Here is a 25273-nt window from a genome sequence, read left to right on the forward strand (position 1 = left end):
AATTTATTTCGAAAAACTGAAAAGGCAGGTGTTTGTACCGGCAAGAATTCGTTTCATAAATTAGGGGGTGGGGGATGCTTGCCTTCGATGAAAACAACCGGAATTTCAAAAGGATTCTTTCTATTTAGCGTATTTTATTTCGGGATCCTAATTCTACTAAAACCTTGGGAGGCGCTTTTTTCAGATCAGTTTTTGAAATACCACCAAGCCTATTCCATGTTCCAATCCGGTTTTAGCACCGAAAATCTAATCTATCCTTCCTTGGATCTGGATCCTAGTTACAGTTATTTTCTTTGGAAAGCACCAATGGTTTTCCAAATCGGAGATAGAATGATTGGTCAATATCCGATCTTTCTTACACTTCTGATCGCGCCTTTTTTAGTTTTCGGTTGGGTTCCAATCGTTTCCATTTTGATGGGAATATTCAATCTTATCTCTGCTTATATTTTGAGAAGGTTCTGGGAACTTTCCTGGTTCTGGCTCACCTTTACTTTTTTCGGAACATATATCTTTTTGATGGGACCCGAACTTTCGGAACATCCTCCTCTTCTTCTTTTAGAATTATTAGGACTCACTTTCTTCTATAAGACTGAAGATAAAATTTCAAATAAGCTTATCGGAGGAATTGCTTTAGGACTAGGAGTCTGGCTTAGATTGGAAGTTTTGATCTTTTTTGTGATCTTCTGGGCTAGCGGTTGGATCGTTTTCGGAAAAGATTGGTGGAAAAAATCTTTTTGGTTCTCCGTGTCTTTTTCAGTTATTGTACTACTTCTATTCTTATTCCATACTTTGGATTACCAACATCCAATCGGTCCTAGATATTTCCAAAATTTTAATACTGGAGAAGACCAAGGAACCGTTCTTTCCAGGGCATTTACGATCCTCGTTGGGACTTATTCCATGCCAGGACTTTTGATCTATTTACCGATACTTCTTCCTCTTCTATATTTCTTTGTTAGAAAAGCCAAAGAAGGAAAGATCCAAGCCTCTTTTTATCATTTAGGGATCAGCGCTTATGTATTTATTATAATGATCGCATTCCTCGCTCCGAACGATGGAGTTTCCAATTGGGGACCTAGATATGTTGGATTGGCATTGATCCCATTCGTTTTGGTTTTGAAAGAAGTTAGTGAGATCTCCGAATGGAAACTAGGAAAATCCGGCAAAAACTTAGCGTTTTCGATTTTAGTAATTTATTCTTTTGCAATGACCTTGGTCGGATTTGCGAATTACCAAAGAAGTTCCAAAGAGATCAGATCAATCCGTTCTATTTATACGGATTCCCAAGCTTCTAGTTTGCTATTCCTGGACGATGTTCTTTGCGGATCTATCGGGCCTTCTTATTTCCAAAAAAGAGTATTATGTATTCATAATGAAACTTCCGCACAAGGAATGGATACTATCGTATCTTTCCTTTCTAAAAAACATCCCGGCGAAAAAGTAGGATTTATCTCTTATTCCGATGCTGTGGTAGAATATGCAGCAAAACTCCCCGAGTCCAATAATATTCTGATGCACAAATATCGTATGAAAGTATTATCAGAGGCGGAGATCCGTCCAGTTTGGTTGGAGTTATTCAGTCATGCTTGGAAAGAGGGAGAAGTGAAAACGAAAGGTCTTTGGGAATATCGAGAATACGAAATTCCCAAAGAAGAAAAGACTATATTAAGAAAATAGATTGTATCTTAGGATACAGTAGATTGCTCTAAATCCGTCTTTCCAACCAATCTTTTTACCTTCTGCGTACGTGCGTCCATAGTAAGAGATCCCTACTTCGTAAATACGAATATCAGGGATCTTTGAGATCTTTGCAGTGATCTCCGGTTCAAATCCGAAACGATTTTCTTTGATATCGATCCCTTGGATGACTTCTCTGCGGAAAGCCTTATAACAAGTTTCCATATCAGTCAGGTTAATGTTCGTGAACATATTGGAGAGTGTGGTCAGGAATAGATTTCCGAGGCTATGCCAGTAGTAAACAACTCGATGAGGTCTTCCACCCATGAATCTACTTCCGAAAACCACATCCGCTTTTCCCTTGTAGATCGGATCGATCACATTCGGAATTTCGAACGGATCATATTCCAGGTCTGCGTCTTGTACGATGACTATATCACCTTTGGCAGCTTTGAATCCTGTACGGAGTGCGGCGCCTTTTCCCTGGTTCTTCTCGTGGAATACAAGTTGGTCCACCAACTTCTTAAAAGGAGCGGTTTGTAGGAGTTCCCTAGTTCCGTCCGTGGAAAAATCGTCCACAAGGATGATTTCTTTATCCTTGTATGGGACCTTTTTTACGGTTTCTAAAATGTTTTTGATGGTCTGTTTTTCGTTATAACAGGGAATTACAATGGAAAGTTTCATTTAGCGTCCAGACCGACTAAGTCGCTCATCCGGAAATCCCGGATGATATTTTCGGCTTTAACGATTATTTTTTCCAATGCGATACCGAAAAGTAAATTCTTATACGCTTCCGAAGCTTTCGGATAGTCCCTATCGTTGACTTGTACGGTCATTCTGTCGCTGACCCTGTTTTTCTCCACACATTCCAATGCTGTTTTTCTGAGGGCAGCGAGTGCAATGCATACTTCTTTAAGAATATTCTGGGAATCCCTTTCCATTGCAGATTGGTTTCCATTCGCATCTAATAATGCCTTGATATGTTCGGAAATACGAAGAGAAGGCATTCCTCTTTTTGTGACCCCGACCCTTTCAATCATTGAAATACTATCTTGGAAGCCGGAGTATTCAGGAGTTCCTCTAAATATATGGATTAGAACAGGTAGATCGGTTTCTGCGAATGAGGTCATGGCTCCGTAAAAATATCTCATTTCCGGTCTGGCCAATGGATGGAAATCCACCTTTTGGTATTTGGAAAGTTTTTCCTCTTGTTCGTCCAGGATACGATTGATCGTTTCTCCTTTGGAGGCGTTCCTTCTTTCCGTCAGTTCTTTATGTTTAGTTTTGATCTTTTCCAGAAAGTCTACTTCGTCTTTCAGGAAATTGTCCAGGTTTCCCCTATGTTTCAGGGTTTGGATATAACGATCCTCGAAACCTTTGGCGTCGAAAACTTTCGGACTTTGTTTGGCCCCTTCCCGGTATTCGGTTCGGAGTTTTTCTACGATTGTTTTTATCTCTTGATCGCTAAGTGCCATGCAAAAGGTTTCTATCCTTCGCTATCGGCCCATTTTTGCAAGGAGATAAGTAGTCCACCTATATCTTCCGAACAATATAATAAGGCGCTTCTGGCATCCTTATACATCTGTTGTTGGTTATAAGCTACTTGTTTTAGATGATTTTCGTTTTTTGTGTTCAGTACATTTAATGCGTTCAGGACCATTTTTTTGAGTTTTCTGGCCAGATCCAGAAGAAGCTCCTGCATTTCCCAACGGATCACTAGTTTTAATTTTTCCATATCGGAAGTTTTGGACTGCAATGCCTGTTTACGATGGGATTCGTACTTTGCTATATAATAGGTAATAGATCTAGGATAAGAAGTCAGCTCTTTGTGATAGTTTAATATCTTGTCCAACTTTTGGAAGAACTCGATATCGAATTCTCTAGCGAGATTTCCCACTATGTTTTTGTTTTCGGAAGGATCTCCGGTTGCTTCGAAAATTTTGGAATTGCGAATATTGTTTAGTACCGATTCGATCCTGTCCTTGATCTTCTGGAATTGTTGAACACTATCTTCTATATATTTGGTTTCTCTATTGGAGCCTGCTTCTATATTGTCTATAAAAACGGGAGTATCTTCTTTTCCGGTATCAGTAACAATTCCTGCATCTGCGATATTCAGATCTACTTTGGAAAGGTCGAATATATCGTTTTGGACAGAATTCATTCTTGCAGATAGATCAGGACCTTCCGTAGCGGTGATATCTAATTCTTTTGGAGAGTTGGGAGTATAAGCAGGCTTTTCCAAATTTGGCTTATTATGTTTTGTTTTTTCAGCCAGGTTTTCCACCCAATCAGCACTAGGATGTTTTGTATTTTTAAGAAGATTTGATAATTTTTCTAGATCTAAAGGATTGGATGTCGCCTTAGGATTTACTCTACCAAGTTTAGGTCTATTTGCTTCCGCTTCGGAAGCTTTTTGAAGAGTGATCCGAATGATCTCTGCCTTTCTACTATCTTTATTGAAACGAACGGCGAAACGGTTTCCGTTCCTATCCAAATATTTGGTTCCTAATTGAGCCAAAGAAAGTTTATTCGGATCGATCTCGTCGATCGAGTTCACGATGATATAGTCTTGTGTTTGTCTGGATATCATGCGAGGCGTCCTTGGATCTTCCTATAGGACGAATAATTAATTTCCAATCTTTCGGATTACAAAAAATAGAAGTAAAATCATAGTAAGCAAAGCAAAAAATTTTCACAGACTGTAGTTTAGTAAATTTATTTCAAGTATCCCTCAGTTGAGGTAATGACAAATAACGCAACCGCCAAATTCGAAATGACTTCTTGTATGTAGCGTTGGGATGGCGTATCCGCCGAGACTTGGGCGGATTTTTACGCGACAGCGATCGTAGCGGAAATCCCGCGTAGCGGATTGGAGCGTAGAGCGCGGCGCGAGCAAAGCGAAGCGAGTCGCCCATCATTCGAACAAAAGAAGTAAAAGCTCGTTGACAGGCTGCCTGGGTACGAAAATCTGGGTCTAATCCCTGAATAGGAAGTAGAGATCCTTGGCGAATATTAAATCTTCAGAAAAAGATATCCGTAGAACGAAACGCAGAAATGCGGCGAATTCTCAAAACAGGAATCGCCTTAGGACCCAAGCTAAAAAGATCCTAAAAGCGCTCCAAGACGGAGAGAAAGACTCCTTAAAATCTTTGTTCGGACAATATTCTTCTCTTCTGGACAAAGCTGCGAAAACCAACCTGATCCACTCTAAAAATGCAGATCGCAAAAAGAGTCGGATGGCATTGCGTATCAATCAGGCTGCAACCGCATAATAACCGTAATCATTACGGGCGATTAGCTCAGCTGGGAGAGCGCCTCCCTTACAAGGAGGATGTCGGCAGTTCGATCCTGTCATCGCCCATGTTCTCATCCCAATTTAAAAAACATTCCTCGGAATCATGGCTCTAAATCATCAAAAACCGGTCTTCCAACACCCGGATTTGATGGTTTCAGTGTCCGGAATCCGGGGAATCATTCCCACCGGATTAAGTCCCGACGTAATTTTCCATTCACTCATGGCTTTTGGGTCCAGACTCAAAGGTAATACAGTAGTCATCGGAAGAGATTCTCGTCCGAGCGGTGCTTATATAGAAAATATCGCGATCGGGATTATGCTCGCAATGGGCAAAAATGTGATCCGTTTGGGGATTGTTCCTACTCCTACTGTCAAAGCAGTGGTGGCCCAGTCCGGTGCTGCCGGTGGGATCATGATCTCCGCTTCTCATAATCCGGTGATCTGGAATGCATTTAAGTTTATCGGCCCAGGCGGATTTTTTACAAATGCGCAAGATCTAGAAGCTCTGTTAGATCTGGTCCGAAAAGAAGATTATAAACCTTTCCAATTCAAACCGAATACAGATGTGGAAGATGGAACCGACAGGATCCAAGCGCATATCGACTCCGTTTTAGCTCGAGTAAACGTATCTGCGATCAAACGTAAAAAATTTACGGTATTTCTGGATGCAGTCAACGGCGGGGGGAGTTTCGTTTTACCTGAATTGTTAAGTCGCTTGGGTTGTAAGGTGATTTTGCAACATTGTACTCCTGATGGAACATTTCCTCGTCCACCTGAACCTACACCTGACGCACTCAAACAATCTTCTCGTCTGATCAAAAAATCGAAGGCAGATATCGGTTTCGCTTTGGATCCGGATGCGGACAGACTTGTAGTTTTATCTCCTAAAAAGGGAGCTATCTCAGAAGAATTAACTCTTCCTCTGAGTTTTATGTCCTACCTTGCTTCTAACTCTCTTCCGAAGAAGGCGTCCATCACTGTGAACCTTTCCACAAGTTTTGTGAACGATTGGGTCGCTGACTCTGTTGGAATTCCGACTTATCGATCTAAGGTGGGAGAAGCCAACGTTGTTGCAGAAATGATACACCGTAAGTCGGTTTTTGGAGGAGAAGGAAACGGAGGAGTCATCGATCCGGCGATCCCTTCTTTCGGTAGAGACTCTCTTTCGGGGGTGGCTCATATACTGAATCTGCTTGCCCTAAAGGGGGAAGATGCTGAAACTGTGATAGGTAGTCTTCCTGCAGTCCATATGCGTAAAATCGCCTATAAGATCGCGGGGCAGAAGACGGAGCAGATTTATTCTAAGTTTCGCAGCGCCTTCTCCGAATATAAAGAAGATTCGAGAGACGGTTTACGTTTAGCGAACCAGGACTCTTGGATACATATTCGACCTTCGAATACCGAGCCGATCCTCCGGTTGATTGGAGAGGCCAGAACCAAAAAGGATCTGGAATCCCTTTTAAATAAAGCCGGAAAGATCATGGAGAATTCATAATATATGTGTGGAATCGTAGGATACGCTGGCGATAAGAACGTAGAATCTGTACTCATAGTAGGGCTCATCGGTTTGGAGTATCGTGGATACGATTCGGCCGGGATCGCGGTCCTGGACAGGGGAGAAATCCAAGTCCGTAAACAAAAAGGCAAAATTAAGGATTTGGAAAATTACCTAAAGGAACATCCGATCCGAGGTAATGTTGGGATTGGCCATACTCGTTGGGCGACTCACGGGGAACCGAACCAGATCAATGCTCACCCTCATACTGATTCCAAATCTACCGTTGCAGTAGTTCATAACGGAATTATAGAAAATTATTCCGAACTCAGACAAGAGCTCAAACAAAAAGGGTTCGTATTCCATAGTATGACGGATACGGAAGTTCTTCCCAATCTTTTGGCGGAGAGCAGAAAAAAAGGTAAATCCAACAAGGAAGCTTTTTTAGAATTATTTAATAGAGTTCACGGAAAATGGGCAATCGCAGTCGTATTCGACAACGAGCCGGATCGTGTGTATTTTGCACAAGATGGTGCACCTTTACTTTTAGGAAGAGGTAAGGAAGAATATTATCTGGCTTCCGATATTTCTCCCCTAACTAGGAACTGCAGAGAAGTTTATTATATCAATTCCAAGGAATGGGGATACTTTACGAAAACCGAATGTAAAATTTTCGGATTCGACGGTGCCGAGAAGGAATTCGAATTTAAGACCCAAGATATCAAATTCGAGGATGTCGACAAAGGCGGCTATCCTCATTTTATGATCAAGGAGATCCACGAACAACCGGGGATTTTCCGTAGGATCATCCAATCCCGTATCGCAGAGAACGGTGAGATCGAATTCCCTGAGAGTACGATCTCCAGAGAGATGATGTCTAAGGTAAACCGCATCATCATCCAAGCTGCAGGAACTAGCTACTATGCAGGAATGCTTGGAAAACATTATCTGGAAAATTTCGCAAAGATCCAAACAGATACCGAAACTTCTTCGGAGTTCCGTTACAGAAATCCGGTAGTCGAAGGAGATACTTTGATCGTAGGGATTTCACAGTCCGGAGAAACTGCAGATACTCTTGCTTCTTTACTGGAAGCAAAAGCGAAGTTTATCAAAGTCCTTTCTTTGGTGAATAATGTGAACTCTACAATCGCAAGAGAATCGGATTCTTTTATCAGAACGGATGCAGGTCCTGAGATCGGTGTTGCGAGTACAAAAGCATTTACTGCTCAGGTAATCAACCTTCTTCTTTTTTCATTATACGTTGCTCGTTTGAAGTGGATCGTTTCCGACGAAGAATTAAAAACCCTTTTAGAAGAAATCAGACTTCTCCCTGGTAAAATGGAAAGAATTTTGGCTCAGGCCCATATTCTAGAAACTTGGGCCGCCGATTTTACTAAGACGAAAGATTTTGTATTCTTAGGTAGGACTTACAACCATCCTGTTGCGTTGGAAGGTGCCTTGAAATTAAAAGAAGTCTCTTACATCCACGCTTCCGGTTATGCGGGCGGAGAATTCAAACACGGACCGATCGCTCTCATTACAAATGAAGTGCCGGTTGTATGTATTGCGACCAAATCAGAAATTTATAGTAAAATGCTTTCCAATATCCAGGAAATCAAGGCCCGAAACGGGATCATCATCTCCATCGTAACCGAAGGGGATAAAGAGGCAAGAGAGCTTTCAGACTATTGTTTTGAAGTTCCGGACTGTCCGGAAATTTTGAGTCCGATCCTGAATGTTCTTCCTCTCCAACTTCTGGCCTATTATTCTGCCGTGGCTAGGGGTTGTCCTCCGGATCAACCTAGAAACCTAGCGAAGTCCGTCACAGTGGAGTAGTGAGCGTGGGCAGAATTCAGAGAATTTGGATCGATGAGAGGGAAACTCCTCCCGGTTTGGGAGCCTTGACCAGGATCCGATCTTTCTCGGAGATTCGAGATGGGGTTTTGACTCCGCTCCAACGTTTAAAAGAGCAGTATCCCGATTCAAAGATACTGTATTCAAATTCCAATTCTGCCTTCCAGAAAACATTCTTCGAAAGAAATCCGAAAATATCTGAATACGATGGTAAGGATGTAGATCTAATCATCCGTCCTGAGGAATTTCTACCTTGGAAATCCTTGGATTCCGTAGGCAAAAACATAGAGCAGGATTTGGAAAATCATAAGGACCTACGTAAATGGGCCCGCAAACTCAAGGTAAAATCAGGTGATTTCCAAGTAGTAGGAAAATCAAAACACGTTCATATCCATCCATCCGCTAAAATTTATCCAGGTGTCGTCATTGATGTAACCTCAGGGCCTGTGATCATTGATAAAGATGCAAAAGTAACTTCTTTCAGCTTTTTAGAAGGTCCGTTATACGTAGGCCAAGGCACTCATGTGGACAATGCGCGAATCACCGGAAATACTTCCATTGGGAACGTGTGCAGGATAGGCGGAGAAGTCGGCGACAGTGTTATATTAGATTTTACGAATAAACATCACGAAGGGTTCCTCGGGCATTCCGTGGTGGGAAGTTGGGTCAATCTGGGAGCGTTATCCACTACCTCCGATCTAAAGAACAACTACGGTGTGGTCAAGATCAGAGAAGAACATTCTGAGGTCACAACCGGTTCCATCAAGTTCGGTTCTATTATTGGAGATTTTTCCAAGATAGGGATCGGAGTGATGTTGAATACAGGAACAGTAATAGACTTCGGATGTAATGTGATCTCTTCTAGGGCGAGCGGATATCTTCCTCCTTTTATTTGGGCGGATGGACAACCTTATATCTTAGATCTATTCCTTCGTGATTCTCGCAAGATTATGGCAAGAAGGAACAGAGAACTTTCTCATTCCGAATCTGAACTTATTAGAATTTTATACGAAACCAAGGTCCGGAAATAAAAAAGGACCGGAGGCTCCATGGAAGTTTTGGAATCGCGTATTAGTACGTCTTCCCCTGAATATAAAGAGAATTTCAAAGATCTTTCAGAGAAGGTCGCGGATTTACGTAAACTTCTCCAAAAAGCCGGACAAGGCGGAGGAGAAAAATCCATCCAGAAACATAAGGGCCGAGGAAAGCTCACTGCAAGAGAAAGGATACAAGGACTAATAGATCCGAATACTCCTTTCTTGGAATTCTCTGCGTTAGCAGGGGAGAAGGTTTATGCGGATGATGTTCCTTCTGCAGGGATCGTAACTGGGATCGGTAAAATTTCAGGAACTCCTTGTGTAATCGTTGCGAACGATGCCACAGTAAAAGGTGGGACTTATTATCCACTTACTGTCAAAAAACATATCCGCGCACAAGAGATTGCGTTAGAGAATCGTCTTCCTTGCGTGTACCTTGTGGATTCGGGAGGAGCATTTCTTCCGATGCAGGATGATGTATTCCCTGATAAATGGCATTTCGGTAGGATCTTTTATAACCAAGCAAATCTTTCCAGAATGGGGATCCCTCAGATCTCTGTCGTAATGGGAAGTTGTACAGCAGGTGGCGCGTACATTCCTGCAATGTCCGACGAATCAGTGATCGTAAAAGGAAACGGTACTATTTTCTTAGGCGGACCCCCTCTTGTAAAAGCTGCAACTGGAGAGATCGTTACTCCGGAAGAATTGGGTGGCGCCGATGTTCACTGTAGGATTTCAGGTGTGACCGACCATTATGCGGAGAATGATCCGCACGCACTCGAGATCGCTAGACATATCGTTTCCAGTTTGGGAGCGAGGGCAAAGAAATTAGAAGAGCAGATCTATTATGAAGAACCTCTTTATCCGTCCGAAGAAATCTACGGGATTATCCAAAAGGATATTCGCAAACCTTATGATGTGAGAGAAGTGATCGCGAGAGTGGTAGACGGTTCCAGATTCCAAGAATTCAAAAAATATTATGGAACTACGATAGTCACAGGTTTTGCGAATATTTACGGAAAGACTGTGGGTATTATTGCGAACAACGGAGTTCTATTTTCCGAAAGTTCTTTGAAAGCGGCTCATTTCATCCAGCTTTGTAACCAGAGAGAGATCCCTTTACTCTTCCTACAGAACATCACAGGTTTTATGGTAGGGAAGAAATACGAGAACTCAGGGATTGCAAAAGACGGCGCCAAAATGGTAAACGCAGTCTCTACATCTGTAGTTCCTAAATACACTGTTGTGATCGGTGGTTCTTATGGAGCTGGAAATTATGGAATGTGCGGACGCGCATTCGGGCCTAGATTTTTGTGGATGTGGCCAAACGCTCGAATTTCCGTGATGGGAGGAGAACAGGCGGCAAACGTTTTACTCACTGTGAAGCAGGAACAATTGGAGAAGGAAGGGAAATCGCTTTCCGCTGCAGAACAAACAGAATTCAAGAGACCTATATTAGAAGATTATGATAATCGCTCTTCTTGTATTTATTCTACCGCAAGACTTTGGGACGATGGTGTTCTGGATCCTGCTCGTACAAGAGAAGCATTAGGTTTGGCATTGTATTCCGACCTTTCTCCTAAAGGTATAGAACCTTCTTACGCAATCTTCCGGATGTGATTTTCCTCCGGAAGAATGATACCTAAGTATCGTTTTTACTTCTAAAATTTTATTTTTCTGGCAGATTCCAAAAATCTGCCTAATATGTACGCAAACTGCTAGGCTGCATTTGGGAATTTTCTACCGGAACTAGGGAAAAGACTGCCTCAGATAAAAATTCGGGTCTCTTTTTCTAGAGAAAACCTCATTTAAGCGCCTTCAGATTCCTATTCTGCTTTTTTAATCTTTTTTTGGACTAATTTTTAATTCAGGTACTCTTCTTGCATCATTTCGATTAAACATATTTCGAGATGAGATTTGAGAAAATGAAAATTGCCCAAAAACTTATCGCGCTCTTGATCTTAATCGCTCCAGTACTGATCTGGGGTCAAGACGCCACACCAGCACCAGCCGCACCTGCTGCCCCCACTTTGGATAAAGGGGATACCGCATGGATGATCGTGGCTTCCACTTTCGTGTTCTTCATGATCCCAGGACTCGCGCTGTTCTACGGCGGTATCGTAAGATCTAAGAACGTTCTTTCTACAATGATGCATAGCTTTGTTGCGATACTTGTCTTAACTATTCAATGGACAGTATTCGGTTACAGCTTAGCATTCTCCGGCGATAGCCCATTTTTCGGTGATTTTCAACTTTTACTGTTGAACGGTATTACCGACGAAACATTGGAAGGAACGATCCCGAAATACATTCACTTCCTATTCCAAGGAATGTTTGCGTTAATCACTCCGGCCCTAATTTCCGGTGCGATCGCAGAAAGAGTGAAACTTTCCGGTTATATCGTATTCATTCTAGCATGGTCTACCTTGGTTTACGATCCAGTCGCACACTGGGTATGGTCCGCTAACGGTTGGCTTTTCAAAAAGACCGCTCTTGATTTCGCGGGTGGAACAGTGGTTCACTTGATTTCCGGTATCGCAGGTTTGGCCGCAGCAATCGTACTCGGAAAACGTAAAGGAGAAGGTCCTGCACTTATCGCTCCGAACAATTTGACTTACACCTTGATCGGTGCAGGATTCCTGTGGTTCGGATGGTTTGGATTTAACGCAGGTTCCGGTCTTGCTACAAATGGTCAAGCTGCCAGAGCTTTCGTTGTAACTCTTGTCGCTCCTGCAACAGCAGGTGCCGTTTGGTTATTGATCGAATATCTTCACACTAAAAAAGCTACTGCTCTTGGAGCAGCTTCCGGGATCGTTGCAGGTCTGGTTGTGATCACTCCTGCTGCAGGATTCGTGGACGCTACCGGTGCATTGATTATGGGAGCAATCGTATCTCCTATTTGCTACGGTGCTATCCTTTTGAAAGGTAAACTCGGATATGATGACTCCTTGGACGCTTTCGGAATTCACGGCGTTGGTGGAGCTATCGGTGCGATCCTTACAGGTGTATTTGCACTTGCGAATTATATTCCTGAAGGAGTTACTCGCGGAGACCAAATTATCGTTCAGATCATCAGTGTTGTTGCAACCGGTGCTTACTCTGTCGTAGTATCCTTGATCTTGGTCTTTATCATCGACAAAACAATCGGATTCAGGATTTCAGAAGAGAAAGAGATTGCTGGACTCGATTCCGAGATTCACGGAGAAAAAGGTTATATTATATAACCTTTTGAATTTATACATTAAGTAAAGGAGAGCATATGAAATTAATCGTAGCAATTATCCAGCCCCATAAACTGGAAGAGGTTAAAGCGGAGCTTACTAAGAATGAAATTTATAGACTTACCGTAAGCGACGTGCAAGGCTACGGGCAGCAAAAAGGTAAAACCGAAGTATTTCGTGGACATGAATACCAAGTTAACCTTCTTAGAAAAGTAAGATTGGAGATCGCGGTTAACGACGAGTTCGTAAAACCTACCGTTGATGCGATCTTAAAAGCTGCCAAAACCGGCGATGGAAAGATCGGAGACGGAAAAATTTTGATTCTTCCTCTCGAAGATGTGATCCGCATCCGCACCGGAGAAAGAGGAAGCTCAGCGATTTAATTCTTCCCCAATACGAGTCGAAACTAGCTTCGGGGTCGGTGATACCGGCCCCATTTTTATGTACGAACTTAATATCGTCTGTTTTTTGTTAGACGATCTGTTCTCAAAAGTGTATATCTAATCGGTGCGTCTCATGATTAGATCTCTAAAATACTTCACTGTAGCATTTTACACGACATTCTTATTAGGGTGTTTCTCTAATTATCAATCCGCATATGTAAATAATGGTGCAGGTCTTAGGATACGTTCCGCTCCAAAACTTTCTTCCGAGAAGATGGGAACGGTCCCTTATAAAGGAGAAGTAAAGATCCTCGAGAAGGACCAAAGATTGGCCCATATAGATGGATTCGAAAACTATTGGTATAAGGTTAAAAGTGAAGAAGGAGAAGGATGGGTTTTCGGAGGGTATTTAAGCTTTAAACATCCTGACTTTTTGCCTCCAGGTTCTAATTCATATACTGGATTAGTTTATCATCATCCAATTCAATCTATAAAACTAATTCGTACTCATATCATAAACGAAGGCTTGTACTTAAATATTTACCAAGCGGATCCAAAACATATCTTCGCGTTTTTAGAGAGAAAGAATCAAATCTCCGAAAATATAACCGAATGGAGGATCTTGCATGCGATCACTTTGGACATTCCTCAAAAAGACGAAGAGATATTAAATCGGGTTACTGCCCAATGTTTTACTCCTGGACTGGATGGAAAAGAGATCATACTTGCGATCTTAAAAATACAAATGCGCAAGACAGGTGTAACGATCGGAAATCACTACGAGTTGGCGTTGGATAAACTGAAAGTCCGTAAGGCATGGACTTTGAGTGAAGATGAGCTGTTTCTACAGCCGGTTCTGAAAACGAAAGGAATAGAATGTACTATCTTCGATCCAGGGAACCAGCTGAAGGCGATTTCGGATTAAAATACTACAATTTCAATCTTACAAAACTATCCCTTCCGGAAAGATCCTTTTTTAGATCCGCTTCGGAGTATCCGAGAGAAAGTGCAGTTTCTTTTAGCCAAGTGGAATATCTAGGATGCGTTTCTAAATATAATCTGCCTTCTGGTTTTAGTTTGGACTTCGCTTCTGTTAGGATCTTAGTATGGAATCCTTGGAAATCGGATACAAATAAGGCAAGATGAGGCTCATAATCTGCAACGTCAGGCATGATTGTAGATTTATCTGCTTCAGGGATATAAGGCGGATTAGAAACGATCAGATCGAATTTGGTTTCGCCTGGAATGGGGGAGAGTAGGTCTCCATGATAAAGTTCGAAACTTCGTTCCGTATTTAAGATTTCTTGAATATTCTTTTTGTTGATCTCTAATGCAGATTCGGAAGCGTCCGTGAAGGAAACATTCCATTCTTTTCTGGCCTTGGCTAGGCTGATCCCAATACAACCGCTTCCTGAGCATAGGTCCAGGACTTCTAAGTTGTTTTCTTTGTTTGGATATTCTTCTAATACCCAGGCGACTAGTTCTTCCGTTTCCGGTCTTGGGATCAGGACTGACTCGTTTACATGGAATTCCGAATCGAAGAACGCCTTCTTCCCTATGATATAAGCTGTAGGTCTGAATTTGGATCTTTGGACGATCCTTTCTCTATATTCGTCTTTTTCAGTTAAGGAAAGTGGCCTTTCGAAATCTATATAGAGTTTGACTCTTTGGATCTTGAGTAGGTCTGCGAGTAATATCTCCGCGTCCAATCTTGCGGAAGGTATGTTTTTCTTTTTTAGAAATTCTTCCGATTTCTTGAGTAGGTTCAGAACGTTGTCTTGGGAATCTGCCATGATTTGATGGTGGCCCCGAGAGGATTCGAACCTCCGACCAAAAGTTTAGGAAACTTCTGCTCTGTCCACCTGAGCTACGGGACCTTTATCTTTAGAACGCGGGTTTTCTGTTAAGAAGGTTTGCGCTTCTGAGAGACTATTCTCTGGAAGTCGTTAATATTGTGAATTACGATTTTGTCGGAGTATATCTCGATTTTACCGCTTTTAGCGAATTGGTTTACTACCTTCTGGACTTCTCCCACCGGTTGGGCGCACCAATCTGCCACATCTTCTACGGTAACGTTGAGCACGACTTCTTTGAATTCGGTATGCGTATGCATCTTTTCATACAACATTAAGAATACGTCGGCTACTTTTCCGATGATATCATCCAATAATAGAATGAGCAATCTTCGTTTTGCGTCGTAAATCCTTACGGAGAATATTGTGAGGATCTTGAGTGCAAGTGTAGGGTTCTTGGTCATCAATAGTTCGAAGTTTGCTCTATTGAAATTCAGGACTTTCACTTCTGAGATTGCGATTGCGGTCGCACTTCTAGGTTGTTCTTCTAAGATCGCCATCTCTCCGAAGATATCTCCTTGTTCTAAGATATCTAAGGTTTTAATGGAATTCCCCACAGTTTTGGTGATCTTTACCTTTCCGGCTTGGATCAAAAAGAAATCGTTTCCTGGTTCATTTTCGCAGAATATGATCTGGTTTGGTTCGAAAGTTTTTCCGAACTTTGAGAACATCGACTCGAGCATTAAATCCATTTAGGCGCTGAGCTCCTTGGCTTTTTGGCGAGCCTTTTGGGAGAGACTGTCTCTTTCCGGAGGGAGTAATGCTACCTTGCCGAATAACATCCCCGCTCTCTGACGATCTCCTTGTTGTTCCGCTATCTCCGCCAAATGAAATAAAGACTCTTTTACAGATTCTCCGGATGGATGCTTTTTAATATAAGCGGAGAAGGTATTGCTCGCAGTATCCAAATTGTTCAGCTTGAGAAAACAAACTCCCATTTGGAAAAGCGCATTGTCTACGAGCTTCTTCTCGCTATCATATTTGAAATCTGTACGGACCATTAGGTCTTTGAATATACCGGCAGCTTCTTCAAATTTTCCTACGTTCAAGAACGTATGAGCCCGGTTATAGAGAGAGGTGATCGTATTGTCGGTGCCTGCTCCCATATTCGATTTTTCAGCGGCAGGCTTCATAATATTCTGCAGATTTTCCTGGGACATAGGCGCTCTGGTAGAAGCAGCATCGTAAACGAGAGGAGGCATATTGATCGGGTAAGGTGTTCCCTTTCTTGCTAGGTCTTGCAATTCAGTTGCTCTTCCCGCGTAAGGTCCACTCGGATAATGTTCCAGATATTTTCCGAACCCGTAAGCAGCGTGTTCGAAGTTATTGTTTTTATAAAATACTTCGGCAACGTTCATGAGTTCGAATGCAGGGTTTCTAGCTTCTGCCTGACCTAAGATCTCTCTCAATTTTTTGTGAACCAGTCGCAATTGGCTGGAGAATACTTTCATCATCTTTAAGATCAGATGAGTTTTTTCGGCTACGAATGTTTCGAAGTCTGAAAGTTTGAAGACTAGGACGGTTGCTCCGCCTACAACCTGAGCGGTTTCTTCCCTAGGATACTTTCCGAGTGCGGATTTGACTCCGAAAAATTCTCCCAGTCGCACGTCTTCTTTGACCTCGTAACCGGAATCGATCGCGGTGTACGTGAGAACGACTCGACCTTGCCTGAGGACATAGATATCCTCCGATCGATCTTTCTCGAAGTAAATAATAGAACCGCCTTTATAAGTTCGGATTATGGGCCCAGCCAAGACCGTTACCTTCCACTCTAAATCTCACCCGACAGGAAAAAATGCCAAATCCTTTTTGTAACCAAGGGCCCGGGTGACCGATTCTAGCAACCCTAGGGGGTCTCCTGCAAGGTATTTATCGGTTCCGGCGATCTTAATTTCGCGCCCTGTCACACCAGTTTCGTCAAAAAAATCTTTCAAAGAAAGGTCGCCGTAGGAAGGTTTCCCATCCTTCACTACCAAACGTACGGATTTAAGATCCGCATTGCAAAGTGTTTGGTATGCGTCTTCTTTTTCGGAAGAAAGAACTAAAAGATCCGCCTTTTTTCCGATTTCCAATTTGCCCAGGTCGTTCTCTACCCGAAGAGCCTTTGCAGGATTTTCAGTGACCATCTTAAAAACAATTTTAGGATCCAATTCTTTTCCATATTCTTTGGCAAAAAATTCCCGAGCGGATTTAATCTCTTGGAAAATATTTATGGACCCGGACATCGGAGAGTCGGTGCCCAAACTCACATTGATCCCCGCTTCCAGGATTTCCTGAATAGGGGCCGTTTTACCGAACATAAACAAATTGGATTCAGGGCACCAAACCAAGCTTGCCTTTGTTTTGGAAACTATTTGGATATCTTTCGTATCGAATGCGATCCCATGAACGAGTACAGTATTTTCTCCCAAACAGCCTAGAGAGTTTAATTCTTTTAGCGCGTTTTTGGATTCTTCGTCGAATCCTTCGGAGATATGGGTTACAAAGGGAAGGTTCCCTTCTTTTGCCCTTGCATATTCTATCTGAGGTCCGTCTCCCCAGCCGAGAGAATAAGAACAGATGCTATGAGATAGAGTAAAACGTTCCAGGATACGAACCGGAGATTTATCCAGAAACGGTTTTTGGACGAAATGGGGAATATGGTCCAAAACGGAAGTCACACCGCTTATCAAATTTTTATAAGAACCTAATAAATAAAGCTGCTCCGGCTCGAGCTGTTGTCTTTCTGCATATACAACGGAAGATTTGAGATCATTATCCCAAGGAAGCCAATTCAAATAAGGACGGTTTGTTCCAACCTTCGGAAGATAAGTCCCAAGAAGATGGTCATGAGCGTTGATGAGACCTGGATAAACGAAATTTCCTCTTAGGTTGATCCTTATAGGTAAAACATCTTGCGGGATGCCGGAGGAAATAGAAGAAATCCTTCCGTCCTTGATACGGATAGTTGAGTTTTCCAATACTCCTTGTGGAGTTACGGCCTTAGAATTTACGATTTCCCATTCCATTCAGTGCAAAAACCTAATATACTTTATAGCCGCGATCAGTATTTCAAAAGTGGGATCGGATCCACAGCTTTGGTGCCTTGGTTGATCTGAAAGTAAAGTCCTTTGCCTTCTTCCAATTCTCCTAAGGATTCTCCCGCTTTTACCGTTTCGCCTTCTTTGACGGAAACGGATCTGAGATTTGCATACACGCTGGAATATCCGCCTTTATGCTCTAAAATAATATATTTCCGATAACCGTCCATTTGGTCCAGTACAACTACTTTACCGGACCGGATCGGATGAACATCCTTATGTCTGCTCGCCTTGAACAGAACTCCCTTGTTCGGATAATGAGATAGATTAGAATAAGGAAGTGAAACAGGGGGAAGTACTTTTAACGGAGGATGGAACTTAGGACTTCCGAAAGAAGGTACGTCCTCAGGCAGATTTTTTTCTATCTTAGAAGAATAGGATAGGTTTTGAGGGATTTTCAGTTTTTCTCCCGCTTTCAAACCTTCATTTTCTTTTTTGCCATTCCATTCTAGAAGCATTCTCCAATCCAATCTGTACTTTTGGGAGATAGAAAACGCAGTCTCCTTTGGCTGGACAGTATGGATCTTTAATTGAGTTCCTGCAGAATTGATTTTAGAAGGAAAAGAAATTAGGAGCATCATTCCGAAACATATCAGACGAATGAAATGAAGCTCTCGCATACTCTAAAATATCGGCAAATTTTGTTCCCCACCAAAAAGAAAAGGGAGCCCGATTGGCTCCCTTTTTTCCAAAAAGAAAGATATTCTGAAAGATCAATCTTCGTCTTTGGAGTTCGGTTTGTATTTTTTCATCAATTCTTCCGCTACGTTTCTAGGAACAGGAGCGTAACGAGAGAATTCCATAGAGAACTCCGCCTTTCCTTGGGTGGAAGAACGGATCACAGTAGAATACCCGAACATGTCAGAAAGAGGAACTTCTGCTTCCACTTTGCAATATCCGTCTTGCTCAGTGGTGTTAAGGATCATTCCTCGTCTTTGGTTCAAGGAAGCAAGGATTGGTCCTTGAAATTCTGCAGGACCGTCTACTTCTACTCTCATGATAGGCTCAAGGATCTGAGGATTTGCTTTGCTGAAACCTTGGCGGAATGCATAGCGTCCTGCGATCTGGAATGCCATATCGGAAGAGTCCACATCGTGGTAAGAACCGTCGTTGATGGTCAATTTTACCCCGATGATAGGGAATCCGATCATACTTCCACGATCCAAACAGCTCTTGAATCCTTTATCCACAGAAGAGATAAATTCACGAGGGATTGCTCCTCCCACGACACTGTTTACGAATTCGTAATTCTTATCTTCTTCCAATGGGATAGGCTCGATAAATCCGGCAACACGACCGAACTGACCTTGACCACCCGTTTGTTTTTTGTGGGTATAGTCAAAGTCCGCGCGGCTTGTGATAGTTTCACGATAAGCAACCTGAGGAGCACCGGTGATCAGCTCCACCCCGTATTCCCTTCTCATCCTTTCGATATAAACTTCGAGGTGAAGTTCTCCCATCCCTTTGATGATGGTTTGTCCGGATTCTTGGTCTACGTGAGTTTGGAACGTAGGATCTTCCTTGGTAAAGCGGTTGAGAGCTTTTGCCAAGTTGTTCAGGTGTTTGGATTCTTTAGCTTCGATTGTAAGAGAGATTACCGGAGCTGGAACGAACATGGACTCCATGGAAACGTTCATTTTTCCGTCGGTAAAAGTATCCCCGGAAGCACAATCGATACCGAATAATGCGATGATATCACCAGCTTCTGCGTAGTCGATATCTTCCATCTCGTCGGAGTGCATACGACATAGGCGACCAACGTTGTGTTTCTTGTTGTTCGACATGTTGTAGATGGTCATACCTTTTTGGATCTTTCCCTGGTAGACACGAACATAGGTCAACTGACCATACCGTCCGTCCTCGAGTTTGAACGCGAGGCAAACGAGTGGTTTGTCTTTATCGGAAGGTAGAACTACTTTTTCGGATTCGTTTTTAACGTCCAAAGCGGAGTTAACAACGTCGACAGGAGAAGCCAGGTAATCCAAAACTCCATCCAGAAGTTTTTGAACTCCTTTGTTTTTGAAAGCAGAACCCATGAAAACTGGGGTAAGTTTCAAAGAGATCGCTCCGTTGCGGATCGCAGTTTTAATTTGCTCTACTGTAGGTTCTCCTTCCAGCATAGCCTCAGTCAATTCGTCTGAGAACATAGAAGCAGCATCTAAGAGTTCTTCTCTCTTCTTCTGAGCAAGTTCTTGTAGTTCAGCAGGAATTTCCTTTTCAGTGATTTCCATTCCGTCTTTTCCTTCGAAATAAACGGCTTTCATAGTAACTAAGTCTACGATACCTACTAAGTCTCCTTCGAGACCGATAGGGATTTGAACTGGAACTGCGTTATGCTTTAACTTCTCGCGTAATTGGTCGATCACGCGGAAAGGGTTAGCTCCTGTACGGTCTAGCTTATTAATAAAAGCTACACGAGGAACATTATAACGACGCATCTGTCTGTCCACAGTGATGGACTGAGATTGAACTCCGGAAACTCCGCAAAGAACTAAGATAGCGGAATCCAGAACCCGTAAGGAACGCTCTACCTCAACGGTAAAGTCCACGTGGCCCGGAGTATCGATGATATTGATGGTATAATCTTTCCACTGGCAGTAGGTAGCTGCGGATTGGATCGTAATCCCTCTCTCGCGCTCCAATTCCATACTGTCCATTTTTGCGCCGACTCCATCTTTACCACGAACTTCGTGGATCGCATGGATACGGTTAGTATAGAATAGAATCCTCTCGGTCAGAGTGGTTTTCCCTGAATCGATATGGGCGGAAATTCCGATGTTCCTAGTTTTTAGGAGTTTTTCGGTAGGTTTGAAGTCCGCAACTGCAGTGCTCATTAGAGTCCTCTTTAAAAAGTTCACACGGAAAACACTATTACACTCTTTAACAGAGCAGAATAAAAACTTTACGTGGATACTAATCTGACTGGGTTCCCTGGGTAAAGGAACCCTAATTCTTACCAATTTTCGGAAAGGACCGCGTTTGTAAAGATCCTTTCCAAGAACAGATTGCAGGTTTGGTCCCGAGACTAGGAAATTCATTGCCCAGGTTTGCCAGGGTCAAAATAGTTTCTGGAAGGGTAGTTTTTCCCCTCTGCATGAGCCCATACAAATTCCTAAAACGAAACGTAAACCGAATCGCCAGGGCGTTTTTGCTACTTTCCGTAGCAAGGATACTTTGCCTAGCGTTTGCGGGAGCGATCTTGGTTGGGTCTTTTATGATCTATGCTTCGGAAGAAGGTAGGATTTCCTACGCGGATTCATTCTATTTAGCCTCTTCCGCTATCTGTGTTACGGGGCTGACTACCGTTAGCATTAGCGAGCTAGTATTCTCCACCCAAGTGATCATCATGTTCTTATTCCAGATCGGTGGATTGGGAATTATCACATTTACTGTTCTTGTAGGGATCTTAGTTGTTCGAGGGCTTTCCAGAAGTACTAGGATCGCAGCATTTGTATTCGAGGCAATAGACTCTCACGAATCATCAGACGGAAAGAGTAAGAATGCTCCTTATGTCCGAAGGATCTTATTATCTATTTTGAATATATCCGTTTCGATAGAATTGTTGGGTGCATTCTTATTGTATTGGGCAATGCCGGAAGATCTAAGCGGATTGCCTGGAGATCCGAACCGAGTTTTTTTAAGTCTGTTCACAGCAGTTTCCGCATTTAATAACGCCGGATTTTCCATAGTAGACGATCTTACATTTTTATCCAAAGAGCCACTTTCTCTTTTAGTGGTAGAAAGTTTAGTAGTGATGGGAGGTATCGGCTTTCCTGTTATCCTATTCTTTGAAAAAACATTACTCGAAGCATTCAGGAACGTAATGCATAGGGTAGAAGTAGTCATGGAAACCTATCTCATGTCTCGCGCATTAGAGGAAGGTAAAGAACCTTCTTGGATCTATCTCATCCTGATCCGAATGTCTTTCTGGGCAGAGGAAAGATTGGCTCTGTATAGAAAGGCGCTTAAGGGAGAAGCAAACAGGATCCAAATGAAACTTCTACTTTATGGAACCTTAATATTGGTCCATGTGGGAGGGATCGGAGTATTGATGTCGGAATGGGACAATCCTGAGACCATAGGAAAATTCGACTTCGTAGACAAATTATTTAACTCATTCTTCCTTTCCGTATCTTCCAGAACTGCAGGATTTAATACATTCGATCTTTCCGAGATAAGAAGTCCGACCTATGTTCTTCTTTGTTCTTTAATGTTTGTGGGAGGCGGTCCTCAGGGAGCTGCGGGCGGTATTAAGATCACAACATTTGTAATTCTATTAATGTATCTAAGGAATGTGATCAATCCTCAAGCAAGAGTGACTATCATGGGAGAAGAAGTTTCTAAAAACTCGATCGCGATCTCCACTCGGATCTATTTTCTTGCAACCATTTCAATTGTGTTCTTTATGTTGGTGATCACGATTGCAAACGGACATAGACATGGGATAGAAGAAATATTTTTCGAAGTCATGTCCGCTTTCGGTACTGTAGGATTAACAAAAGGACTAACTCCTTATATCACAGGAGTAGAAAAGTTTTTATATCCTTGTATTATGTATGTGGGAAGAGTAGGAGTATTTACTCTTTTGATCGCATTTACGGGCCATTCCGGATTAGGGACCTTGGGGGCGCAAGACGACGGAGTCAAGATCCAAGTAGGATGATAACTCCACCCTTTAAGAGAGTTGGTGAGCTTCTGCCAACTTGAAATAATAGATATAACGATCCATCTTCAGATCATGAACTACTGAAAGGAGTTCATAACCTAATGCTCCTAACGGATCGAATGCATCTTGCGTTAAAGGGTCCTTGCTTTCCACGATCTTGTATGTGATTTTCCTATGCATAGTGGAAATTTGATAAGCTAACAATGAGTAATCGTAAAGCTTAAAATTAAAAAGTGAAGATATCAATTTTAGTCCTTTCAGACTAGTTTTTTATTTTTGTCTCTTGTGGAATCCTCCGTCCAAAACCTGAGAAATCTCCTCCCTTTTTGGAGCCAAAATTCCCTTGCAAGCCTTCCATTTCGGATCAATCTGGCCTCTAAAGCGAACTGATTTCGGGAGAGAGAATGTTATTTTCCTATATAAAACTTTTAAGACCCCACCAATGGATTAAAAATATCATCCTATTTGCTGGGATCATATTTGGAAAAAAATTAGGGGACCTGGAATCGGTAGAAAGGGCGATTTACGCGTTTTTTCTATTTTCACTTACTGCAAGTTGCCAATATGTTCTAAATGATTTTTTAGATCGAAAGGAAGATGCACTTCATCCTGAAAAAAAGCATAGGCCTCTTGCTTCCGGGGCGATCTCTCCCACTATCGCACTTTTACTGACGGCAATTTTACTTTCTATAACGTTAGTTTTGTCCTTCAAATTGCAGGCTGAGTTTTTCTATTGGGTAGCCGGTTATCTGATCTTCAATATAGTTTATAGCCGCTTCTTAAAACATATGGTCATCCTAGATGTGATGAGTATTTCTTTCGGATTTGTGGTGAGAGCGATCGCAGGTTCTATCGTAGTCGGGGTGAGTTTCTCTTCTTGGCTTCTTCTTTGTACATTCATGTTGGCTTTGTATTGGGGCTTCGGAAAAAGAAGGGGAGAACTTATCATCCTGGAAGAAGGTGCTAAGGGCCACAGAAAGATCCTGGAAGAATATTCCGTCAATTTTCTAGACTTGATGATGGGAATTGTCGCCACCATGACTTTAGTAACATACGTTATGTACGTTACCAGTCCTCATACGATTGAAAACCTTGGTACGGATAAAATGGTGTATACGATCCCGATCGTAGTTTATGCCATCTTTAGATCTTTGTACATTATCTATATCAAGAACATGGGCCATAATCCTACTAAAGCGATCCTGACTGATTGGGGTGTCCTTGTGGCGGGATTTTTATGGCTTTTGTTAGTTGTCTGGATAATGTATTCAGGTTCCGGACAAAGTCTTCCTTTTCACTTATAGTATAGGTCTAACTAAGGCATGAACAAAAATGTAAAAGCAGGATTTCAGTATGGAGGAGCATTAGCCCTTCTGCTTTCTGCGACTTTTTTTCTAGCCTGGTTTAGAGCCTTAGATACGGAACCTGTAGTGAGTCTGGATGGAAAAGAATTCAGGACTCCTATCGGAGAAAAAGCGAATATAAAAGGTAAGACCACCGTAGTATATTTTTGGGCGACCTGGTGCGGAGTTTGTAATACGAATCTTCCTCTAGTCAAGTGGTATGCTTCCACTCTCAAAGACCAAAATCATTTTGCGTTCATCAGTGTGGAAGAAGGAGAAAATTCCTCCGCGCTCAAAGACTATCTCGAAAAACAAGCGGTGGATTTTCCGGTCATTGTAGGAAATCCTATGTTACTTAGAGATTGGGGGATCAGAGGTTATCCTAGTTTTTATATTTTAGACGGAGAAGGTAAGGTCAGATTTGCAGAATCCGGAATTATGAGCCCTTTGGGTATGTTCCTAAGGCTAATCTGGGCAAGAATTTTCTGGTCCTGATCGTCCTAAAAGTATACGTCTTTCTTATCATCTTTGAATTTCAGACTTCCAATTTCCGATAATCAATCCGATGGACTCGTACAAACCGAAACCACTTCTAAACAAATCGGAACTCAAGCAGATCAAACGTTCCAGGACTCGGGTTCACGGCCAAAAAGTAATCACAGACGATGTCAAAAAATTAAAATCACTTAGCGTCACTCCTGATTTACCTGAAGAAGAATTAGTAAATTATTATAAAGAACCGATCTGGATAGAATATTATATTCCTAGAGAATCTAGATTTGCATACGAGATCAAATATCTTTACGTTTACCTTGTAAACTCTGAGCCAAGACCTGCTCCGATGGACTCTATCCTAAGAGATGCTTTAAAGAACGATCAATTCGTGGATCTAGTAGAAGTTGCAAGGCTTCATCCTGAAAAAGAAAAACTGATCAGGACTTCTTACACAAATTCTTGGCCATTCTTCGAATCCATTTCCAACGGATTCAATCAATACCAACAAACTAAAGACCCGCATTACTTGAGAGTTCCTCTTTATCATACTGAAAATCTAATGAAAAGAGAACCTTCTCTTTCCACTTTAGAATTCACAGGAAACTTTTTTATCCATAATCTGAATTGGTTGATCCGCAGAATGAATAGAGGTGGAAAAGAATTCTCTTTGGAAGACGAGACAATATCCATTCTGATCAAAAGAAGGAACGAATACTGGGAGAAAAAAAATCTACCAGCAGACGAGGACTTCGATCTATTTGCAGCGCTATTCTACGAGCAGGCATTCCCGAATAGAGGTTTGGAAGAAATAGAAGCAGCAGAACTTCTGGACGAAGATTAATTCGCTCTTCTTCTTACTAAAAAAAGGATG

Annotated in this window: 23 protein-coding genes and 2 tRNA genes; 14 read left to right on the forward strand and 11 right to left on the reverse strand. The window is 42.2% G+C overall.

The features are described 5' to 3' along the window. Positions 1–87: 87 nt before the first annotated feature. The gene (locus CH352_RS02915; protein ID WP_100705731.1) at positions 88–1677 is read left to right on the forward strand and encodes an LA_3751/LA_3752 family putative glycosyltransferase; all 1590 of its coding nucleotides are present in this window, start codon (positions 88–90) and stop codon (positions 1675–1677) included. Here CH352_RS02915 and CH352_RS02920 read toward each other — a convergent pair. From CH352_RS02920 to CH352_RS02930, 3 genes are read right to left on the reverse strand one after another with little or no spacing between them, the layout of a single operon-like run. Next, the gene (locus CH352_RS02920) at positions 1666–2361 is read right to left on the reverse strand and encodes a glycosyltransferase family 2 protein (protein ID WP_100705730.1); all 696 of its coding nucleotides are present in this window, start codon (positions 2359–2361) and stop codon (positions 1666–1668) included. The genes CH352_RS02915 and CH352_RS02920 overlap by 12 nt on opposite strands. Further along, positions 2358–3152: a hypothetical protein gene (locus CH352_RS02925; protein ID WP_100705729.1), complete on the reverse strand. Its 795-nt coding sequence runs from the start codon at positions 3150–3152 to the stop codon at positions 2358–2360. The genes CH352_RS02920 and CH352_RS02925 overlap by 4 nt, the downstream gene beginning before the upstream one ends. 11 nt (positions 3153–3163) lie before the next feature. Next, complete coding sequence (locus CH352_RS02930) at positions 3164–4270, reverse strand: LIC_10450 family protein (RefSeq protein WP_100705728.1); 1107 nt, start codon at positions 4268–4270, stop codon at positions 3164–3166. Positions 4271–4682: 412 nt separating this feature from the next. On the opposite strand from CH352_RS02930, the gene rpsT reads away from it, so the two are divergent. From rpsT to CH352_RS02980, 9 genes are all read left to right on the forward strand, one after another. Then, positions 4683–4952, forward strand: a complete 270-nt coding sequence (gene rpsT, locus CH352_RS02940; protein WP_086458106.1) for a 30S ribosomal protein S20 — start codon at positions 4683–4685, stop codon at positions 4950–4952. A 16-nt stretch (positions 4953–4968) separates the two neighbouring features. Next, a tRNA-Val gene (locus CH352_RS02945) sits at positions 4969–5041 on the forward strand. A 37-nt stretch (positions 5042–5078) separates the two neighbouring features. Next, complete coding sequence (gene glmM, locus CH352_RS02950) at positions 5079–6470, forward strand: phosphoglucosamine mutase (RefSeq protein ID WP_100705727.1); 1392 nt, start codon at positions 5079–5081, stop codon at positions 6468–6470. A gap of 3 nt (positions 6471–6473) precedes the next feature. Then, entirely contained in the window at positions 6474–8306 is a 1833-nt protein-coding gene (gene glmS / locus CH352_RS02955; RefSeq protein WP_100705726.1) for a glutamine--fructose-6-phosphate transaminase (isomerizing), read from the forward strand. Between the two features lie 5 nt (positions 8307–8311). Beyond that, positions 8312–9355 (forward strand): GlmU family protein, encoded by a 1044-nt coding sequence (locus tag CH352_RS02960; RefSeq protein ID WP_100733503.1) that lies wholly within the window; start codon positions 8312–8314, stop codon positions 9353–9355. Between the two features lie 18 nt (positions 9356–9373). After that, complete coding sequence (locus CH352_RS02965; RefSeq protein ID WP_100733504.1) at positions 9374–10981, forward strand: carboxyl transferase domain-containing protein; 1608 nt, start codon at positions 9374–9376, stop codon at positions 10979–10981. A 305-nt stretch (positions 10982–11286) separates the two neighbouring features. Beyond that, positions 11287–12585, forward strand: a complete 1299-nt coding sequence (locus CH352_RS02970) for an ammonium transporter (RefSeq protein WP_100705725.1) — start codon at positions 11287–11289, stop codon at positions 12583–12585. A gap of 35 nt (positions 12586–12620) precedes the next feature. Next, the gene (locus tag CH352_RS02975) at positions 12621–12965 is read left to right on the forward strand and encodes a P-II family nitrogen regulator (protein WP_008595143.1); all 345 of its coding nucleotides are present in this window, start codon (positions 12621–12623) and stop codon (positions 12963–12965) included. A 133-nt stretch (positions 12966–13098) separates the two neighbouring features. Next, positions 13099–13890 carry an SH3 domain-containing protein gene (locus CH352_RS02980; RefSeq protein ID WP_100705724.1) on the forward strand — a complete coding sequence of 264 codons (792 nt, stop codon included), beginning with the start codon at positions 13099–13101 and terminating at the stop codon, positions 13888–13890. A 4-nt stretch (positions 13891–13894) separates the two neighbouring features. Here CH352_RS02980 and prmC read toward each other — a convergent pair whose 3' ends face one another. The 7 genes from prmC to fusA all read right to left on the reverse strand — a co-directional run bounded on the left by prmC (position 13895) and on the right by fusA (position 20732). Further along, complete coding sequence (gene prmC, locus CH352_RS02985; RefSeq protein ID WP_100705723.1) at positions 13895–14758, reverse strand: peptide chain release factor N(5)-glutamine methyltransferase; 864 nt, start codon at positions 14756–14758, stop codon at positions 13895–13897. 7 nt (positions 14759–14765) lie between these two features. Beyond that, positions 14766–14842 (reverse strand) — tRNA-Arg (locus CH352_RS02990). A 26-nt stretch (positions 14843–14868) separates the two neighbouring features. After that, on the reverse strand, positions 14869–15510 hold the full coding sequence (locus tag CH352_RS02995; RefSeq protein ID WP_008594423.1) for a Crp/Fnr family transcriptional regulator: 642 nt from the start codon (positions 15508–15510) through the stop codon (positions 14869–14871). Then, on the reverse strand, positions 15511–16572 hold the full coding sequence (locus CH352_RS03000) for a cyclic nucleotide-binding domain-containing protein (RefSeq protein WP_100705722.1): 1062 nt from the start codon (positions 16570–16572) through the stop codon (positions 15511–15513). A gap of 24 nt (positions 16573–16596) precedes the next feature. Then, on the reverse strand, positions 16597–17826 hold the full coding sequence (locus CH352_RS03005; RefSeq protein ID WP_100705721.1) for an amidohydrolase family protein: 1230 nt from the start codon (positions 17824–17826) through the stop codon (positions 16597–16599). A gap of 35 nt (positions 17827–17861) precedes the next feature. After that, a complete protein-coding gene (locus CH352_RS03010; protein ID WP_423789682.1) occupies positions 17862–18518 on the reverse strand; it encodes an LIC_10271 family cell wall hydrolase in 657 nt (218 codons plus the stop codon). Between the two features lie 93 nt (positions 18519–18611). Continuing rightward, on the reverse strand, positions 18612–20732 hold the full coding sequence (fusA, locus tag CH352_RS03015; RefSeq protein ID WP_100705719.1) for an elongation factor G: 2121 nt from the start codon (positions 20730–20732) through the stop codon (positions 18612–18614). Positions 20733–20992: 260 nt separating this feature from the next. Between fusA and CH352_RS03020 the strand changes: the two genes are divergently transcribed. Then, positions 20993–22561, forward strand: coding sequence for a TrkH family potassium uptake protein (locus CH352_RS03020; RefSeq protein ID WP_165780147.1), 1569 nt, complete (start codon positions 20993–20995; stop codon positions 22559–22561). Between the two features lie 12 nt (positions 22562–22573). Here CH352_RS03020 and CH352_RS03025 read toward each other — a convergent pair whose 3' ends face one another. After that, positions 22574–22768 carry a hypothetical protein gene (locus CH352_RS03025; protein WP_100705717.1) on the reverse strand — a complete coding sequence of 65 codons (195 nt, stop codon included), beginning with the start codon at positions 22766–22768 and terminating at the stop codon, positions 22574–22576. A gap of 200 nt (positions 22769–22968) precedes the next feature. Here CH352_RS03025 and CH352_RS03030 point away from each other — a divergent pair, with 200 nt between their 5' ends. The 3 genes from CH352_RS03030 (at position 22969) to CH352_RS03040 (ending at position 25243) form a co-directional block, all read left to right on the forward strand. Then, the gene (locus tag CH352_RS03030) at positions 22969–23868 is read left to right on the forward strand and encodes a decaprenyl-phosphate phosphoribosyltransferase (RefSeq protein ID WP_100705716.1); all 900 of its coding nucleotides are present in this window, start codon (positions 22969–22971) and stop codon (positions 23866–23868) included. Positions 23869–23886: 18 nt separating this feature from the next. After that, positions 23887–24402: a TlpA family protein disulfide reductase gene (locus CH352_RS03035; protein WP_100705715.1), complete on the forward strand. Its 516-nt coding sequence runs from the start codon at positions 23887–23889 to the stop codon at positions 24400–24402. A 70-nt stretch (positions 24403–24472) separates the two neighbouring features. After that, positions 24473–25243 (forward strand): hypothetical protein, encoded by a 771-nt coding sequence (locus CH352_RS03040; protein ID WP_100705714.1) that lies wholly within the window; start codon positions 24473–24475, stop codon positions 25241–25243. Positions 25244–25273 lie beyond the last annotated feature (30 nt).

It is taken from the genome of Leptospira hartskeerlii (assembly GCF_002811475.1).
Lineage (GTDB): Bacteria > Spirochaetota > Leptospiria > Leptospirales > Leptospiraceae > Leptospira_B > Leptospira_B hartskeerlii.